The sequence below is a fragment of the Mycobacterium sp. Root135 genome, from assembly GCF_001426545.1.
In the GTDB taxonomy this organism is placed as follows: Bacteria; Actinomycetota; Actinomycetes; order Mycobacteriales; family Mycobacteriaceae; genus Mycobacterium.
The window spans coordinates 391,232-406,471 of the sequence record NZ_LMEZ01000004.1 but is presented as its reverse complement, the minus strand read 5'-3'; the positions used below and the strand labels follow the sequence as shown (position 1 = coordinate 406,471).

The 15,240-nt window shown below is 66.5% G+C and carries 17 protein-coding genes; 14 read left to right on the top strand and 3 right to left on the bottom strand.

Annotation, left to right across the window (positions count from 1 at the left end):
* Nucleotides 1-9 precede the first annotated feature (9 nt).
* Genes ASD37_RS09650 through ASD37_RS09630 form a run of 5 tightly spaced genes read left to right on the top strand, consistent with a single transcriptional unit; the run spans nucleotide 10 to nucleotide 5,145 of the window.
* A complete protein-coding gene (locus ASD37_RS09650) occupies nucleotides 10-1,083 on the top strand; it encodes a Gfo/Idh/MocA family protein (RefSeq protein ID WP_200959822.1) in 1,074 nt (357 codons plus the stop codon).
* Entirely contained in the window at nucleotides 1,080-2,072 is a 993-nt protein-coding gene (locus ASD37_RS09645; RefSeq protein ID WP_056550735.1) for an NAD-dependent epimerase/dehydratase family protein, read from the top strand. The genes ASD37_RS09650 and ASD37_RS09645 overlap by 4 nt, the downstream gene beginning before the upstream one ends.
* Nucleotides 2,018-3,202, top strand: a complete 1,185-nt coding sequence (locus ASD37_RS09640) for a DegT/DnrJ/EryC1/StrS aminotransferase family protein (protein ID WP_235568038.1) — start codon at nucleotides 2,018-2,020, stop codon at nucleotides 3,200-3,202. The genes ASD37_RS09645 and ASD37_RS09640 overlap by 55 nt, the downstream gene beginning before the upstream one ends.
* A gap of 28 nt (nucleotides 3,203-3,230) precedes the next feature.
* The gene (locus ASD37_RS09635; RefSeq protein WP_082570077.1) at nucleotides 3,231-4,343 is read left to right on the top strand and encodes a DegT/DnrJ/EryC1/StrS aminotransferase family protein; all 1,113 of its coding nucleotides are present in this window, start codon (nucleotides 3,231-3,233) and stop codon (nucleotides 4,341-4,343) included.
* Between the two features lies 1 nt (nucleotide 4,344).
* Nucleotides 4,345-5,145, top strand: a complete 801-nt coding sequence (locus ASD37_RS09630; protein ID WP_056550733.1) for a polysaccharide deacetylase family protein — start codon at nucleotides 4,345-4,347, stop codon at nucleotides 5,143-5,145.
* Nucleotides 5,146-5,189: 44 nt separating this feature from the next.
* Here the strand turns inward: ASD37_RS09630 and ASD37_RS09625 are convergent, their stop codons facing one another.
* On the bottom strand, nucleotides 5,190-5,987 hold the full coding sequence (locus tag ASD37_RS09625; RefSeq protein ID WP_200959820.1) for a hypothetical protein: 798 nt from the start codon (nucleotides 5,985-5,987) through the stop codon (nucleotides 5,190-5,192).
* A 25-nt stretch (nucleotides 5,988-6,012) separates the two neighbouring features.
* Here ASD37_RS09625 and ASD37_RS09620 point away from each other — a divergent pair, with 25 nt between their 5' ends.
* From ASD37_RS09620 to ASD37_RS09585, 9 genes are all read left to right on the top strand, one after another.
* A complete protein-coding gene (locus ASD37_RS09620) occupies nucleotides 6,013-6,999 on the top strand; it encodes a Ppx/GppA phosphatase family protein (RefSeq protein WP_056551032.1) in 987 nt (328 codons plus the stop codon).
* Entirely contained in the window at nucleotides 6,996-8,165 is a 1,170-nt protein-coding gene (locus tag ASD37_RS09615; RefSeq protein ID WP_056550731.1) for a hypothetical protein, read from the top strand. The genes ASD37_RS09620 and ASD37_RS09615 overlap by 4 nt, the downstream gene beginning before the upstream one ends.
* 19 nt (nucleotides 8,166-8,184) lie before the next feature.
* Nucleotides 8,185-9,030 (top strand): sugar phosphate isomerase/epimerase, encoded by an 846-nt coding sequence (locus tag ASD37_RS09610; protein ID WP_056550730.1) that lies wholly within the window; start codon nucleotides 8,185-8,187, stop codon nucleotides 9,028-9,030.
* Between the two features lie 13 nt (nucleotides 9,031-9,043).
* Complete coding sequence (locus tag ASD37_RS09605; RefSeq protein ID WP_370072625.1) at nucleotides 9,044-9,907, top strand: thioesterase family protein; 864 nt, start codon at nucleotides 9,044-9,046, stop codon at nucleotides 9,905-9,907.
* A gap of 119 nt (nucleotides 9,908-10,026) precedes the next feature.
* Nucleotides 10,027-10,899 (top strand): pyrroline-5-carboxylate reductase, encoded by an 873-nt coding sequence (gene proC, locus ASD37_RS09600; protein WP_200959818.1) that lies wholly within the window; start codon nucleotides 10,027-10,029, stop codon nucleotides 10,897-10,899.
* A 138-nt stretch (nucleotides 10,900-11,037) separates the two neighbouring features.
* A complete protein-coding gene (locus tag ASD37_RS09595; protein WP_056550728.1) occupies nucleotides 11,038-11,295 on the top strand; it encodes a helix-turn-helix domain-containing protein in 258 nt (85 codons plus the stop codon).
* Nucleotides 11,296-11,440: 145 nt separating this feature from the next.
* Entirely contained in the window at nucleotides 11,441-11,542 is a 102-nt protein-coding gene (locus ASD37_RS30900) for a 30S ribosomal protein bS22 (RefSeq protein WP_003402602.1), read from the top strand.
* 31 nt (nucleotides 11,543-11,573) lie between these two features.
* On the top strand, nucleotides 11,574-12,647 hold the full coding sequence (locus tag ASD37_RS09590) for an SDR family oxidoreductase (protein ID WP_056551030.1): 1,074 nt from the start codon (nucleotides 11,574-11,576) through the stop codon (nucleotides 12,645-12,647).
* Nucleotides 12,648-12,656: 9 nt separating this feature from the next.
* Nucleotides 12,657-13,745 carry a lysophospholipid acyltransferase family protein gene (locus tag ASD37_RS09585; protein ID WP_235568037.1) on the top strand — a complete coding sequence of 363 codons (1,089 nt, stop codon included), beginning with the start codon at nucleotides 12,657-12,659 and terminating at the stop codon, nucleotides 13,743-13,745.
* A gap of 6 nt (nucleotides 13,746-13,751) precedes the next feature.
* On the opposite strand, the gene ASD37_RS09580 is transcribed toward ASD37_RS09585, so the two are convergent.
* Nucleotides 13,752-14,291, bottom strand: coding sequence for a MaoC family dehydratase N-terminal domain-containing protein (locus tag ASD37_RS09580; protein ID WP_056550726.1), 540 nt, complete (start codon nucleotides 14,289-14,291; stop codon nucleotides 13,752-13,754).
* 61 nt (nucleotides 14,292-14,352) lie between these two features.
* Entirely contained in the window at nucleotides 14,353-15,240 is an 888-nt protein-coding gene (locus ASD37_RS09575; protein ID WP_056550725.1) for an HAD family phosphatase, read from the bottom strand.

Genomic DNA, 15,240 nt, shown 5'->3' with positions numbered 1-15,240 from the left:
AACATCGACGTGAAGCGGCGTTATAGCGTTGCCGTCATTGGCGCGGGTTACTGGGGACCGAAGCTGGTGCGCAACTTCAGTAGCTCGCCCGACTGGGATCTCGTCGCGGTATGCGACCTCGACGAACGTCGGGCCAGGAAGATCGTGGGGGCGCGTTCGACGGTGGAGGTCGAGACCTCAGTCGAGCGCCTGCTCGCGCGCGACGACATTGACGCCGTCGCGATTGCGACGCCGGCCGACAGCCATGCCGCGCTCACGCTGGCCGCATTCGATGCCGGCAAGCACGTCGTCGTCGAGAAGCCGCTAGCCCCGAGTTCTGCCGACGCGGCACGGATGATCGAGGCCGGAGCTGCCGCAGGTCTGACGCTGATGGTCGACCACACCTACTGCTACACCCCGGCCGTCGAGTACATCCACGACATCGTCGCCAAGGGCATCCTCGGCCACGTCCTCTACGTCGACTCGACCCGCATCAACCTGGGCCTCGTTCAGCCGGACGTGGACGTGTTCTGGGACCTGGCGCCGCACGACCTCGCCATCCTGGACTACGCCCTTCCTGGCGGATTGGTTCCGGACCACGTGTCTGCCACCGGTGCCGATCCACTCGGCGCGGGGAAGGCGTGCATCGGGTACGCCACGATGCCGCTTGCGAACAGAGGAGTGGCGCACGTGAACGTCAATTGGATGTCTCCCACCAAGATTCGGCGAATGGTCATCGGCGGAAGTCATCGCACCCTGGTGTGGGACGACCTCAATCCGCAGCAACGGGTAGCGATCCACGATCGTGGCATCGACCTTGCGGCAAGTCGCGATGTCGGGGACGTCGACAAGCGGCGTGCTTCCGCCGTGTCCTACCGGTTGGGAGACATCACCGTGCCTGCCCTCCCGGAGACCGAGGCACTGTCCTCGATGGTCACCGAGTTCGCTGCCGCCATCCGGGAGCAACGGCCGCCGCGCACGGACGGCGCCGCGGGGCTGCGGGTGCTTTCAGTGCTGGAGGCAATCTCCGAGAGTCTGGCCGCACATGGTCAACCGATGCGTCCCCAACATCCTGAGTTGCTGCTGAACGGAGTTCTGGCGTGAGTTCTCTAGCGGGCGCGTCCGTCCTGGTCACGGGTGGAGCGGGCACCATCGGGTCGACCATCGTCGATCAACTGCTCGACGCCGGTGTCGGCGACGTGCTGATTCTGGACAACCTGGTGCGCGGTCGACGTGAGAATTTGTCGGCGGCACTTGATGATTCGCGGGTGAAGTTGGTCGTGGGAGACATCCGCGACGTCGACCTGGTCCATGACGTGACCAAGGGCCGGGACCTCGTCTTCCACCAGGCTGCCATCCGAATCACGCAATGCGCCGAGGAACCTCGCTTGGCGCTGGAAGTTCTCGTCGACGGCACGTTCTCGGTGCTGGAGGCGGCAGCGCGGTACGGGGTGCACAAGGTAGTGGCGGCGTCGTCGGCCTCGGTCTACGGGATGGCTGAGCACTTTCCGACCGGCGAACGGCACCATCATCACAACAACGACACCCTCTACGGGGCCGCGAAGAGCTTCAACGAGGGCATGTTGCGTAGCTTCCACGCGATGAACGGCCTGCCCTACGTTGCGCTGCGGTACTTCAACGTCTACGGGCCGCGCATGGACGTACACGGGCTCTACACCGAGGTACTCGTCCGCTGGATGGAGCGAATCGTCGACGGACTGCCACCGTTGATCTTCGGCGACGGAAGTCAGACCATGGACTTCGCCTATACCGAGGACATCGCGCGCTCCAATATCCTTGCGGCGGAGAGCGATATAACCGAAGGCGTGTACAACATCGCGAGTCAGGTTGAGACCAGTCTCGACGATCTCGCCAAGGCGCTTCTGCGTGCCATGGATTCAGACCTGTCTGTGGAATACCTGCCTCCTCGGGCGGTCAACGGTGTCGTCCGTCGCCTCGCCGACACGTCTGCGGCCCGGAGCGACCTCGGCTTCTCCGCGCAGGTCTCGTTGGAGGATGGCCTGCGTCGGCTCGTCGAATGGTGGGCACCGCAACGCGATTCGATCGCGTTCTCGAGGTCGGCTACCGTCTGATGGATCGCATCAACGTCATGAAGCCGTGGCTCGGTGCCGAAGAAGTCGCTGCGGTCACTGCGGCGATAGAGTCGGGATGGATCGCCCAGGGCCCGCGTGTCGCCGAGTTCGAGACCGAGTTCGCTCGCGCGATGTCGGCCGAACACGCGGTGGCGCTGTCGAGTTGCACCACGGCACTGCATCTCGCGCTCGTCCTCGCGGACATCGGTCCCGGTGACGACGTCGTCGTTCCCTCCCTCTCGTTCATCGCCACCGCGAATGCCGTCGTCTACGTGGGCGCACGTCCGGTGTTCGCCGACGTCGACCCCGTCACGGGCAATCTCACGGCCAGTTCGGTCCAGGCGGCGTGGACGCCTGCGACGCGGGCGGTCATCGCCGTCGACCAGGGCGGTGTCCCAGTCGACCTCGCGCCGATTCGCGAGATATGTGACCCGCGAGGGATCGTCGTCGTCGAAGACGCGGCCTGCGGTGCAGGATCGCGCTATCGCGGCCGGCCCGTCGGCGCAGGCGCGGACATCGCGGTGTGGTCCTTTCATCCGCGCAAGATCCTGACCACCGGTGAGGGCGGGATGCTCACCACCAACAACGCCGAGTGGGCCGACCGGGCCCGCCGCTTGCGCGAGCACGGCATGAGCGTCGGCGCCGCCGAGCGTCACCGCAGCACGTTGCCGCCTGCCGAGCAGTATCTGGAGGTTGGCTACAACTATCGGATGACCGATCTTCAGGCAGCCATCGGCCTCGTCCAGCTGGGCAAGCTCGACACGGTGATCGCCCGTCGACGCGAGTTGGCCGCCACCTATCAGTCCCAGCTGGCCGGCGTCCCCGGTCTCCGCTGCGTCGTCGACCCGCAGGGAAGTCAGGGCAACTATCAGTCGTTCTGGATCGAGGTCGGGCCGGAGTATCCCGCTGAGCGCGAGCAACTGCTGGAAAAGCTTGCCGCGTCCAACATCTCGGCTCGTCGCGGAATCATGGCGGCACATCGCCATCCCGCCTACGCTGGTCGCGCCTACGGCGACGCCGACCTGTCGGTGACCGAACACCTCACCGATCACACACTGATCCTGCCGATGTTCCACGAGATGACCGACGACGAACAGCAGCGTGTCATCCACGAGCTGCGCCAGTACTGACGAAAGACGTTTGGGGGGTAGACGAATGATGAAGGTACCGCTTGTCGATCTGGTCGCACAGCAGCGGGAGATCGCAGACGACGTGACGCCGCGCATTCTCGAGGTACTCGAGCGCGCCGCATTCATCGGCGGCGCGGCCGTCGCCGAATTCGAGCGCAGCTACGCGGAATACGTGGGTGTCGAACACGTCATCGGCGTCGCCAACGGAACCGATGCACTCGAGTTGGCGCTCCGGGGCGCAGGCGTAGGGGTAGCCGACGAGGTGATCCTGCCTGCCAACACCTTCATTGCCACGGCAGAGGCGGTGAGCCGTATCGGAGCGAATCCGGTACTCGTGGACGTCGATTCCGAACGACTGTTGATCGATCCGCTGTTGGCCGAACAAGCGATCACGGCTCGCACGAGGGCGATCGTGCCCGTCCATCTCTTCGGTCAGACCTCGCCGATGGAAGCACTGGCGAAGCTGTCCGAGGAGTATGGCGTCGCCATCGTCGAGGACGCCGCTCAGGCGCAGGGTGCACGCAGGTCGGGAAAGCCGGCAGGCGGATTCGGCATCGCAGCGGCGACGAGCTTCTATCCGGGCAAGAACCTCGGGGCGGCGGGGGACGCCGGCGCGGTGCTCACGAACGACGCCGACGTCGCGGCCCGCGTCCGCATGACCTCGGCACACGGCAGCGATCGCAAGTACGTCCACGACGTCGTGGGTTTCAACTCGCGCCTCGACGCCGTGCAGGCGGTGGTGCTTTCTGCGAAGCTGAGCAGGCTCGAAGCCTGGAATGACTTGCGCCGCAAAGCCGCTGCCCGCTACTTCGAGTTGCTCGCCGACGTGCCAGGTGTGGGCATGCCGACGCCGGACCCGGCGAACCAGGACGTGTGGCATCTGTTCGTGGTGCAGGTCGACGAGCGGGACCGTGTCCTGGCGGAACTAAACGAAGCCGGGGTCGGAGCGGGTGTGCACTACCCGACCCCCGTGCACCTGACCGGTGCCTACGCCCACCTCGGCCTCCCTCGTTCCAGTTTCCCGGTGACCGAAGGGGCGGCGGACCGCATCCTGTCCCTGCCGCTCTACCCGCACATCACGCAGGAGCAGCAGGAGTACGTCGTCGACGTGGTGCGCCGCGCGTGCTCGGCGCGCCGCTGACGTGGCTGCTCTGAGGCGCATCGCAGGCAAGGTGCGGGTCCGGCGACATCACGTCGCCGCCGCCCGCATGTGCTGCGAACGGAACGTGCGCGCCGTCGCCAATCGCGCGCCGGGCGACGACCTCCCGCGAATCCTCGCCTACCACGCGGTGGGCACTCCGTACGTCGGCAACAACGATCTCGCTCCGCGTCGTTTCCGGGAGCAGCTCGAGCTCGCGCTGCGCGCCGGATACACCTTCGTCCCGGCACACGAGATCGTCGACGGGAGTGCCCCCGCCAAAGCGCTGGCCATCACGTTCGACGACGGAATACGCAGCGCGGCAACGACGGCGGCGCCCGTGCTGGCAGAACTGGGGATTCCCTGGACGCTGTTCGTCGTCAGCGGTTGGGCCGACGGCGACGCACGCGACTGGGCGGGCGACATGCTGATGGACTGGCGGGACATCGAATCCCTTGCCTCGCAGGGCGTTCGCATCGGCAGCCACTCCGTCACACATCCGAACTTTTCCCGAATCGACACTGGGCAAGCCACATTCGAACTAGAGGAATCTCGCCGGGTCATCGAGTCGCGGCTCGGCATTGCAGTCGACGAGTTCGCGATACCGTTGGGTCAGTCCCGGGACTGGACTCAGCACGCAGCCAAGGCGGCGAAGGATGCCGGTTACGCCCGGGTGTATTCGCAAGCCGAGGATACGAGGTTCGCGGGGACCGTCGCGCGTACCTTCATCACCCGTTGGGACAACCGCCTGGTCTTTCGTGCCGCGCTCGACGGCGTCTACCGCCGTTGGGAGGAGTGGTACTGATGCCGGTTCGGACCAACGCGACGCCGCGCTGAACGGAACCGGGGCTACTGCGCAGCGCGGGTGGCCGGATGAATCGCGATCAGGCCCAAGCTGCTGCGGCGCTTGCACATCGCCGCGAGCTCCGCATAGGCCTTGGCGCCGAGAAGCTCGGTCAGCTCGGGGGCGTAGGACTGCCACACCTGACGGGCCCCGACGTGGGCCTTGGGGTCGCCGGTGCAATACCAGTGCAGGTCGGCGCCGCCCTCACCCCAGCCACGGCGGTCGTACTCGGTGATGGTGGTCCGCAGAACCTGGGTGCCGTCGGGCCGCTCCACCCATTCCTGGCTGCGCCGGACCGGCAGCTGCCAGCAGATCTCGGGTTTCATGGTCAGCGGTTCCACACCCAGTTTGAGCGCCTTGGAGTGCAGTGCGCAGCCAATGCCGCCCTCGAAACCAGGCCGATTCAGGAAGATGCAGGCGCCCTTGTACTTCCGGGTCCGCAGGTTGTCCTTGCCCTCGTATTCGTCCATCTCGAGATAACCCTTGCGGCCCAAGCCCTTGTCGCGGAACTGCCAGTCCTCGTCGGTGAGCAGCTTGACCGCGTCGTCGAGCTTGGCAACGTCGTCGTCGTCGGACATGAAGGCGCCGTGGCTGCAGCAGCCGTCGTCGGGGCGGTTCTCGACAGTGCCCTGGCACGCGGGCGTGCCGAACACGCACGTCCACCGCGAACACAGCCACGTGAGGTCGGCCAAGATCAGATGTTCGGGGTTGTCGGGGTCGAAGAACTCCACCCATTCTCGGGCGAAGTCCAAGTCGACCTCACCGTTCTTGGCACCGGGGCGCGATCCGCTCACGGAACGCAACGGTAGACCCGTTAACGTGGGTCTCGTGCGATTGGGCGTGCTCGACGTGGGCAGTAACACGGTTCATCTGCTCGTCGTCGACGCCCGGCGAGGTGGACACCCGACTCCGATGAGCTCGACGAAGGCCGCGTTACGCCTCGCCGAGGCCATCGACGGTTCGGGCAAGCTGACCAGAAAGGGTGCCGACAAACTGGTCGACACCATCGACGAGTTCGCCAAGATCGCCGCCAGTTCGGGGTGCATCGAACTCATGGCGTTCGCCACCTCCGCGGTGCGCGACGCGACGAACTCCGAAGACGTGCTGGCGCGGGTGCTTGCCGAAACCGGGGTGGCGCTCAAGGTCCTCTCAGGCGTCGATGAATCCCGGCTGACGTTTCTCGCGGTCCGACGTTGGTACGGCTGGAGCCCCGGCCGCATCATCAACATCGACATTGGCGGCGGATCCCTCGAACTGTCCAGTGGCGTCGACGAAGAGCCCGAGGTGGCGCTGTCGCTTCCGCTCGGCGCAGGCCGGTTGACCAGGGAGTGGTTGCAGGACGACCCGCCGGGTCGTCGCCGGGTGGCGATGCTTCGTGACTGGCTGTCGACGGAGATGGCCGACGCCGGCGCGAGGGTGCTCGAGGCGGGCGCTCCCGACCTCACGGTCGCGACGTCCAAGACCTTCAGATCGCTGGCGCGACTCACCGGTGCAGCGCCTTCCGGCGCTGGGCCCCGGGTGAAGAGGACACTGACTGCATCGGGGCTTCGTCAGCTCATAGCTTTCATCTCTAGGATGACGACGGCCGATCGAGCGGAGTTGGAAGGGGTGAGCGCCGAGCGAGCGCCACAAATCGTGGCGGGAGCGCTGGTAGCTGAAGCGAGTATGAAGGCCCTTGCGATCGATACCGTGGACATTTGCCCCTGGGCGTTGCGAGAAGGGTTGATCTTGCGGAAACTCGACAGTGAGGCCGACGGGACCGCCTTGTTCGGAACGTCGGCGGGCTTGGCCAGAGCCAGAGGCGCGAGACGATGACTGATTCAGACGACACCACCTCCACTCGACCCATCTCGGTCGCGGAGCTCCTGGCCAAGAACGGCACCATCGGTGCGCCACCGGCTGGCGGCCGACGTCGCCGTCGTCGCGGGAACAGCGACGCCGTGACCGTCGCCGAGCTCACCGGTGAGATCCCGATCGTCAACACGGGTTCGATGCGCGCGCTGCGGGAGCCGGTCGCGGAACCCGTTGCGGAGGTCGTCGAGGCACCCTCCGCGAAAACTCCCGTGGAACGATCCGTCGAGCCGCCCGTCGAGGAGCCCTCCGTCGAGGAGCCGGCCGCCGAAGACGTAGCACCAGAACCCGAAGCCGAACCGGAGCCGGACGCCGAGGTCGAGGCAGAACTCGAACCAGAACTCGAAGCCGAGCCGGAAACCGAGCCCGAGGCAGAACCCGAACTCGAGCCCGAACCCGTTCTCACCGAGGCGGAGCTGGACTACCAGGCCCACCTCGACCGCCGTGACGTCGACCACGACCCCGTCGACTTCCTCCCGCGGCCCCGTCGTCCGAAGGCCTCGACCACCGGCGCGTTCGCCGCCCAGAGCGGCGCCGAGCAGATGAGCCCGGACCCCGTCGTCGACGACGACGAGATGCTGGACCTCGGGCCGGACGTCGACTTCGGCGAGGTCTTGGACAAGCACACCTCCGACGACGACGACGAACTGCGTCAGGAGACGCCGTCGTACCTGCGGTCGAACACCGACACCCTGTTCGGCGGTCAGTCCGTCGCCGACGACCTGGCTCGCCGGGGACGCACACCGGGCCCCGAGGACATCGATCTCGGTGACGACGACTCGTCCGTGGCGGAAACCGTTGCCGTCACCGTCGACGAGGGCACGGCACGGGAATCGGCAGAGGCGCCCACGCGGTCCGACGACGAGGGCTCGGCGTTCGTCAGAGGCGTGTGGGTGGTGGTGCAGTGCATCCTCGCCGTCGCGTTCGGCGCTGGCCTGTTCATCGCGTTCGACCAGCTGTGGCGGTGGAACACCATCGTCGCGCTGGTGTTGTCCGTGCTCGTCATCCTCGGCTTGGTGGTCGGCGTCCGCGTCGTCCGCAAGACCGAGGACATCGGCAGCACGCTGATCGCCGTTGCGGTCGGTGCGCTCGTCACGCTGGGACCCCTGGCACTTCTGCAGTCGCACTGACGCGTCACACTGTCGGCTAGTGCGCCCCGCAATCAAGGTCGGTCTCTCGACTGCCTCGGTGTATCCCTTGAGGACCGAGGCGGCCTTCGAGTACGCCGCCCGCCTTGGGTACGACGGGGTGGAACTGATGGTGTGGGCCGAGTCCGTCAGTCAGGACATCGCGGCAGTCCGACGAATGTCCGAGAGTTACGGCATACCGGTGTTGAGCGTGCACGCGCCGTGCCTGCTGATCTCGCAGCGGGTGTGGGGCGCCGATCCCGTCTCCAAGCTCGACCGCAGCGTTCGCGCCGCCGAAGAACTCGGCGCGCAGACCGTCGTCGTCCACCCGCCGTTCCGTTGGCAGCGGCGCTACGCCGACGGCTTCACCGATCAGGTCGCCTCCCTCGAGCAGTCCAGTGACGTCTTGGTCGCGGTGGAGAACATGTTTCCGTTCCGGGCCGATCGCATCTTCGGCACGGGCCAGCCGTCGATCTCACGGATGCGCAAGCGCGGTGGCACGCCGGGCATAGCGGTGTCGGCGTTTGCGCCGTCATACGACCCGCTGGACGGCAACCACGCCCACTACACACTCGACCTGTCCCACTCGGCGACGGCGGGCACCGACGCGGTGGAGATGGCGGGCCGGATGGGTGACGGGCTGGTCCATCTCCATCTGTGCGACGGCAGCGGCGCGTCGACCGACGAGCACCTGGTGCCGGGGCGCGGCACCCAGCCCACCGCCGAGATCTGTCAGATGTTGGCCGCAAGCAATTTCGCCGGCCACGTCATCCTCGAGGTCACGACCTCAGGTGTGCGAACGGCGATCGAACGTGAGCAGTTGCTGATCGAGTCGCTCGAATTCGCGCGGCGTCACTTGTTGCGTTAGGAGTTTGGTCGTCGTGGGTGAGTCAACGTCGTTCGTCGACGCGATGAAGCTGACGCAGGTGTCCTCGGGGGATGACGCCGCCGTCTCCTCCGTTTTCGAGGGGGAGCTGAACAGGCACTGGACGATCGGACCCAAGGTGCACGGCGGCGCGATGCTGGCGCTGTGCGCCAATGCGGCGCGCATGGCACTCGCTCTCGAGGGGGTCGAGCCGATCGCGGTGTCGGGCAGCTTCCTGTGGGCGCCCGATCCCGGACCCTTGCGCGTGGTGACCACGATTCGCAAGCGGGGACGCCGTGTCAGCCTGGTGGACGTGGAGCTGAACCAGGGTGACCGCACGGCGCTGCGAGCAGCCATCACCCTGGCCGAACCCGAGCACCACGCCCCGCCCTTGCTGTCGGTCAACCCGGTGGTGCCGCTGATGACGCCGGAGCCGCCGCCCGGGCTCGAGCCGATCGGGCCGGGGCATCCGATGGCCGACGTCGTGCATCTGGCGCACGGCTGCGACATCCGGCCGTCGCTGACGACGATGGCGCCGAGGGCCGACGGCGGGCCGCCGCGCACGCGAGGAGCAGATGTATCCCCCGTGATCGAGTACTGGGTCCGGCCGAAGGAGGGTTCGCCGGACGTGTTGTTCGCGTTGCTGTGCGGCGACGTCTCGGCGCCGGTCACATTGGGAGTGAACCGATCCGGTTGGGCCCCAACGGTTCAACTCACCGCCTATCTTCGCGGCATGCCCGCCGACGGCTGGCTGCGGGTGATGTGCACGACGATGCAGATCGGCCAGGAGTGGTTCGACGAGGACCACGTGGTGGTCGACTGCGAGGGGCGCATCATCGTGCAGACCCGACAGCTCGCGTTGGTGCCGCAGGCGCAGTGACCAGGCCGCCGAGTGCACGGTTGTCGCACCCAAACCGCGAGTAGGGGTGCGAACAACCGTACTTTCGGCGAGGCACCACGGTCGTCGGTTCTCCCACCTCCCGTGCAATGCTTGCCGACGTGGCGAGAATTGCGATCATTGGTGGCGGAAGTATCGGCGAGGCACTGCTTTCCGGGCTGCTCCGCTCGGGTAGACAGGCCAAGGACATGGTCATCGCGGAACGACACCGCGACCGTGCCAAGTATCTCTCCGAGACGTATTCGGTCTTGGTGACGACGGTGGCCGATGCCGCCGAGAATGCGGCCTACGTCATCGTGGCGGTGAAGCCGTCGGACGTCGAGCTGGTCATCGGTGACATCGCCGATGCCGCGGCGCGCGCCGAGAACAGCAGCGCGGAGCAGGTCTTCGTCACCGTCGCCGCAGGCGTCAGCACGGCCTACTACGAGGCCAACCTCCCGGCTGGCTCGCCCGTCATCCGGGTGATGCCCAATGCGCCCGTCGTCGTCGGTGGCGGCGTCAGCGCCCTGGCGGCGGGCAGGTTCGCGACGGCCGATCAGCTCAAGGAGGTCTCGGCGATATTCGACGCGGTCGGCGGTGTCCTCACAGTGCCCGAGTCGCAGCTCGACGCGGTCACCGCGGTCTCGGGTTCGGGTCCGGCGTACTTCTTCCTGATGGTCGAGGCGCTCGTCGACGCCGGTGTCGCAGCGGGCCTCCCGAGGGCCGTGGCGACCGACCTGGCGGTCCAGACGATGGCCGGCTCGGCGGCGATGTTGCTGGAGAGCCTCGACCGGGCCAACCCGTCGGGGGACGGCGCGATGGGCACGGCGATGGACACCAGCCCCGCCCAGCTGCGGGCCACCGTGACCTCGCCGGGTGGCACCACCGCCGCTGGTCTGCGGGAATTGGAGCGTGGTGGCCTTCGTGCCGCGGTAGCCGAGGCCGTTGCAGCGGCAAAAACACGCTCTGAGCAGCTAGGAATTACACCGGAGTAGTTAGGGCAATTCAAACGGATTAGCCCACACCCGTCGCAATAACCCCAGTGGCCACGCTATTCTCCCTGAGGTATGCGCGCTCCTGCGCCAGCGGTGGGGAAGCCGTTGGACAAGGCGTGCCTGATTGATTGGGTTGCGATGACGTCTATGAACGGGCCATCGGCACGTGATTCCGTTAGTGGTAAATCGTCGCGCGACGGCTCCGGTGGCGAGCCAGCACGACAGCAATTCCTCACCGTCGCCGAGGTGGCGAGTTTGATGAGGGTCAGCAAGATGACGGTCTACCGACTCGTGCACAACGGCGAATTGCCCGCGGTGCGCGTCGGTCGCTCGTTCAGGGTGCACGCCAAGGCCGTCCACGACCTCCTGGAGACGTCGTACTTCGACGCAGGCTAGGTTTCCGGTCGGTTCGACCACCCGGGTCGTCAGCATGGCGACCCGGGAAAACACGGCCGTTTTCGTCCGCCCGAGCATCCCGGGTAAGGTGACGAGTCGGTTCTCCTGGCACAAATGTCGGGAGCTGTCTTAGGTAGCGGAGTTCATGGGTTCAGTCATCAAGAAGCGTCGCAAGCGCATGTCGAAGAAGAAGCACCGCAAGTTGCTTCGTCGCACCAGGGTGCAGCGTAGAAAACTCGGTAAGTAGCCTCACAGGCTTCTGCCGTTAGTCTGTGCCGATGGATGCCACGGGTGACGCGAAGGATGCCGCCGAGCATCCGAAGGTCGTCTTGGTCACCGGCGCATGCCGGTTTCTCGGCGGATATCTCACGGCCAGGCTGGCGCAGAACCCGGCGGTCGACCGCGTCATTGCGGTCGACGCCGTCTCGCCAAGCAAGGATCTGCTTCGGCGGATGGGGCGAGCCGAGTTCGTGCGCGCCGACATCCGAAATCCGTTCATTGCGAAGGTAATTCGCAACGGGGACGTCGACACCGTCGTGCATGCCGCGGCGGCGTCGTACGCACCGCGAGCGGGCGGTAGGGCGGCGCTCAAGGAGCTCAACGTGATGGGCGCGATGCAATTGTTCGCGGCCTGTCAGAAGGCTCCCTCGGTGCGGCGGGTCATCCTCAAGTCCACGTCCGAGGTGTACGGGTCGAGTCCACGGGACCCGGTCATGTTCACCGAGGACGGTAGTTCGCGCAGACCTCCCGGTGAGGGCTTCGCACAGGACAGCGTCGACATCGAGGGCTACGCACGTGGTCTGGCGCGTCGTCGCCCGGACCTCGCCGTGACCATCCTGCGGCTCGCCAACATGATCGGTCCCGCGATGGACACCGCGCTCTCGCGGTTCCTCGCCGGGCCCGTAGTGCCGTCGGTGCTCGGCTACGACGCGCGACTGCAACTGCTGCACGAGCAGGACGCCCTCGGCGTGCTCGAGCGGGCGACCATGGCGGGAAAGTCCGGCACGTTCAACGTCGGTGCCGCCGGAATCATCATGATGTCGCAGGCAATTCGGCGTTCGGGGCGGATCCCGCTGCCGGTGCCTCGTTCGGCGTTGTCTGCCGTTGATTCGCTGAGGCGCGCGACCAGCCACACGGAGCTTGATCGAGAGCAGCTGAACTACGTGAGCTACGGGCGGGTGATGGACACCGCGCGCATGCGCAAGGACCTAGGTTACAACCCGAAGTGGACCACGGCGGAGGCTTTCGACGATTACGTCAGGGGCCGAGGTTTGCAGCCGATCCTCGATCCGCGCTGGGTACGCTCGGTCGAGAGTCGGGCCATTTCAGCGGCACAGCGGTTGCGGCGCTAGTCTTGTGCTTTGAAGCGGGGGGAAGGTAGGGACGTGGCGGGCGAGTCAAAAGCGAAAGTCATTCCGCTACATTCGAATTCGACGAGAGCGTCAGCTCAGCGGCGGGCCGCGGCGCGCGAGGGGGCCAGAAGGCATCCGTCGCTGCTCGACGATTCGGGGTCTCGAGCGTCAGCCGAACAGATTGCTGCGGTGGTCCGCGAGATCGACGACAGGCGAGGGTTCGCCGGTAGTGTCGCAGACGTCGACGAAGGCCCCAACGAGCTGGCCCAGCGCATCGCCTCGGTTGCCGAATTCGTTCGCAAACGGATGTCGGGCGATTACACCGTCGACGAGTTCGGCTTCGACAAGCACCTCAACGAAGCAATCTTCCTGCCTTTGCTGAGAGGGTTGTTCCGCAACTGGTTCCGGGTCGAGGTCAGCGGTATCGAAAACCTTCCGGAGACCGGTGCGGCCCTCGTCGTGGCCAACCACGCCGGCGTGCTCCCGATCGACGGGTTGATGGCGTCGGTCGCCGTCCACGACAACCACCCGGGCCACCGGGATCTGCGGCTGCTGGCCGCCGACATGGTCTTCGACATGCCCGTCATGGGACATGCGGCGCGCAAGGCCGGGCACACGATGGCGTGCACCGCCGACGCGCACCGACTGCTGGCCGCCGGCGAGCTCACCGCGGTGTTCCCCGAGGGGTACAAGGGGTTGGGCAAGAACTTCCGCGACCGCTACAAGCTGCAGCGCTTCGGCCGTGGTGGCTTCGTCTCCGCGGCGCTTCGCGCCGGCGCGCCGATCGTGCCGTGCTCGATCGTCGGGTCCGAGGAGATCTATCCGATGCTCGCCGACGTGAAGCTGCTGGCGCGCCTGTTGGGCCTGCCGTACTTCCCGGTGACGCCGCTGTTCCCGCTCGCAGGCCCGCTCGGCCTGGTTCCGCTCCCGTCGAAGTGGCACATCCAGTTCGGCGAGCCCATCTCGACCGACGACTACGACGAGTCCGCGGCCGACGATCCGATGGTTACCTTCGAGCTGACCGACCAGGTGCGCGAGACCATTCAGCAGACGCTCTATCAGCTGCTGGCCAACCGGAGGAATCCCTTCCTCGGGTGAGGTCCGTCAGGCGCCGGTCTTGCTTTGCCCGGCAATCATCCGCTTCATCGCGGCGTCGCGTCCGGCGGCGATCTGTGCCGTGACTTCGTCGTGCTCGTCGGTGTTGGTCGACTCGCCGAACAGGGTGACGATGCTCGTCAGGATCGGGGTGCCGTCGTCGTCGGTCACCTCGCCGCGGATCTCGGTGATGATGGCGCCGTGGGATTCGATGACCGAATCCAGGTAGGAGTCGAACCACAACTTGTCGCCGACCAGGATCGGGCGGTGGAAGATCAGCTTCTGGTCGCGGTGCAGTACGCGCTCCATGTTGATCGGCACGTCGAACTGGTTGAAGATCTCGTCCTGAACCCGACGTCCCGCGACGGCGACGAAGGTCAGCGACGCGATGAGCGCATCCTGGCCGCACTCGGCGGCGGCGGCCTCGGTGTAGTGGGCCGGGTGGTCGTCCTTCACCGAACGGGCGAATTCACGGACCTTCTCGCGGTCCACCAAGAAGTAGTCGGGATACCGGAAATGGGTCCCGATGATGTCTTGGGCGATGCTCATGGTTCGGTTCGGCTCCCCGGCTTGGTCCCTGGTTCTGCGGCGCGAGCCTATCAGCGCGCCGTCAGCCGCCATTCCCACGACGGGACACGACCGCGGCCAGCGCCCCGCCGGCGGCGCCGAGGGCCAACGCCGACGGCACCCCGATCCTGGCGGCCTTGCGGGCGGTGCGGAAGTCGCGGATCTCCCAGCCTCGCTTGCGGGCCACGTCGCGCAGGGCGGCGTCGGGGTTGATGGCGACCGCGGTTCCGACCAGCGAGAGCATCGGCACGTCGTTGATGCTGTCGGAGTAGGCGGTGCAGCGGCGCAGGTTGAGTCCCTCGCGGATGGCCAGCGAGCGCACCGCGTGGGCCTTGCCCGCCCCGTGCAGGATCTCTCCGACGAGCCGTCCGGTGAACACCCCGTCGACGGATTCGGCGACGGTGCCGAGTGCGCCGGTCAACCCCAGCTTCCTGGCGATGGTCGCGGCGAGCTCATACGGCGTCGCGGTGACGAGCCACACCTGCTGGCCGGCGTCGAGGTGCATTTCGGCAAGCGCACGCGTGCCCTGCCAGATCTTGTCGGCGATGATCTCGTCGTAGATTTCCTCGCCGACCTCGGTCAGCTCGGAGGTGGGTCGGCCCTCGATGAATGCGAGCGCCTTGCTGCGGCCGGCCGCGACGTCGTCGCTGTTCTCCTTGCCGGTCAGCTGAAACTTGGCCTGCGCGTAGCCGAACCGCGCCAGATCGCCGTAGGTGAAGTACTTGCGTGCCGCCAGCCCGCGCGCGAAGTGCACCAGCGACGAGCCCTGGACCAAGGTGTTGTCGACGTCGAAGAACGCGGCGGCCGTCAGGTCGGGCGGTGGTGGTTCGGTGGCGGACGCCTCGTCGGACACGATGTAGTCGACGGCGTCGGCTACCTCATGAGCCCAGTTGCCGGCCCCCGGATCTTCCTCAGCCCCTGACTCGGACAC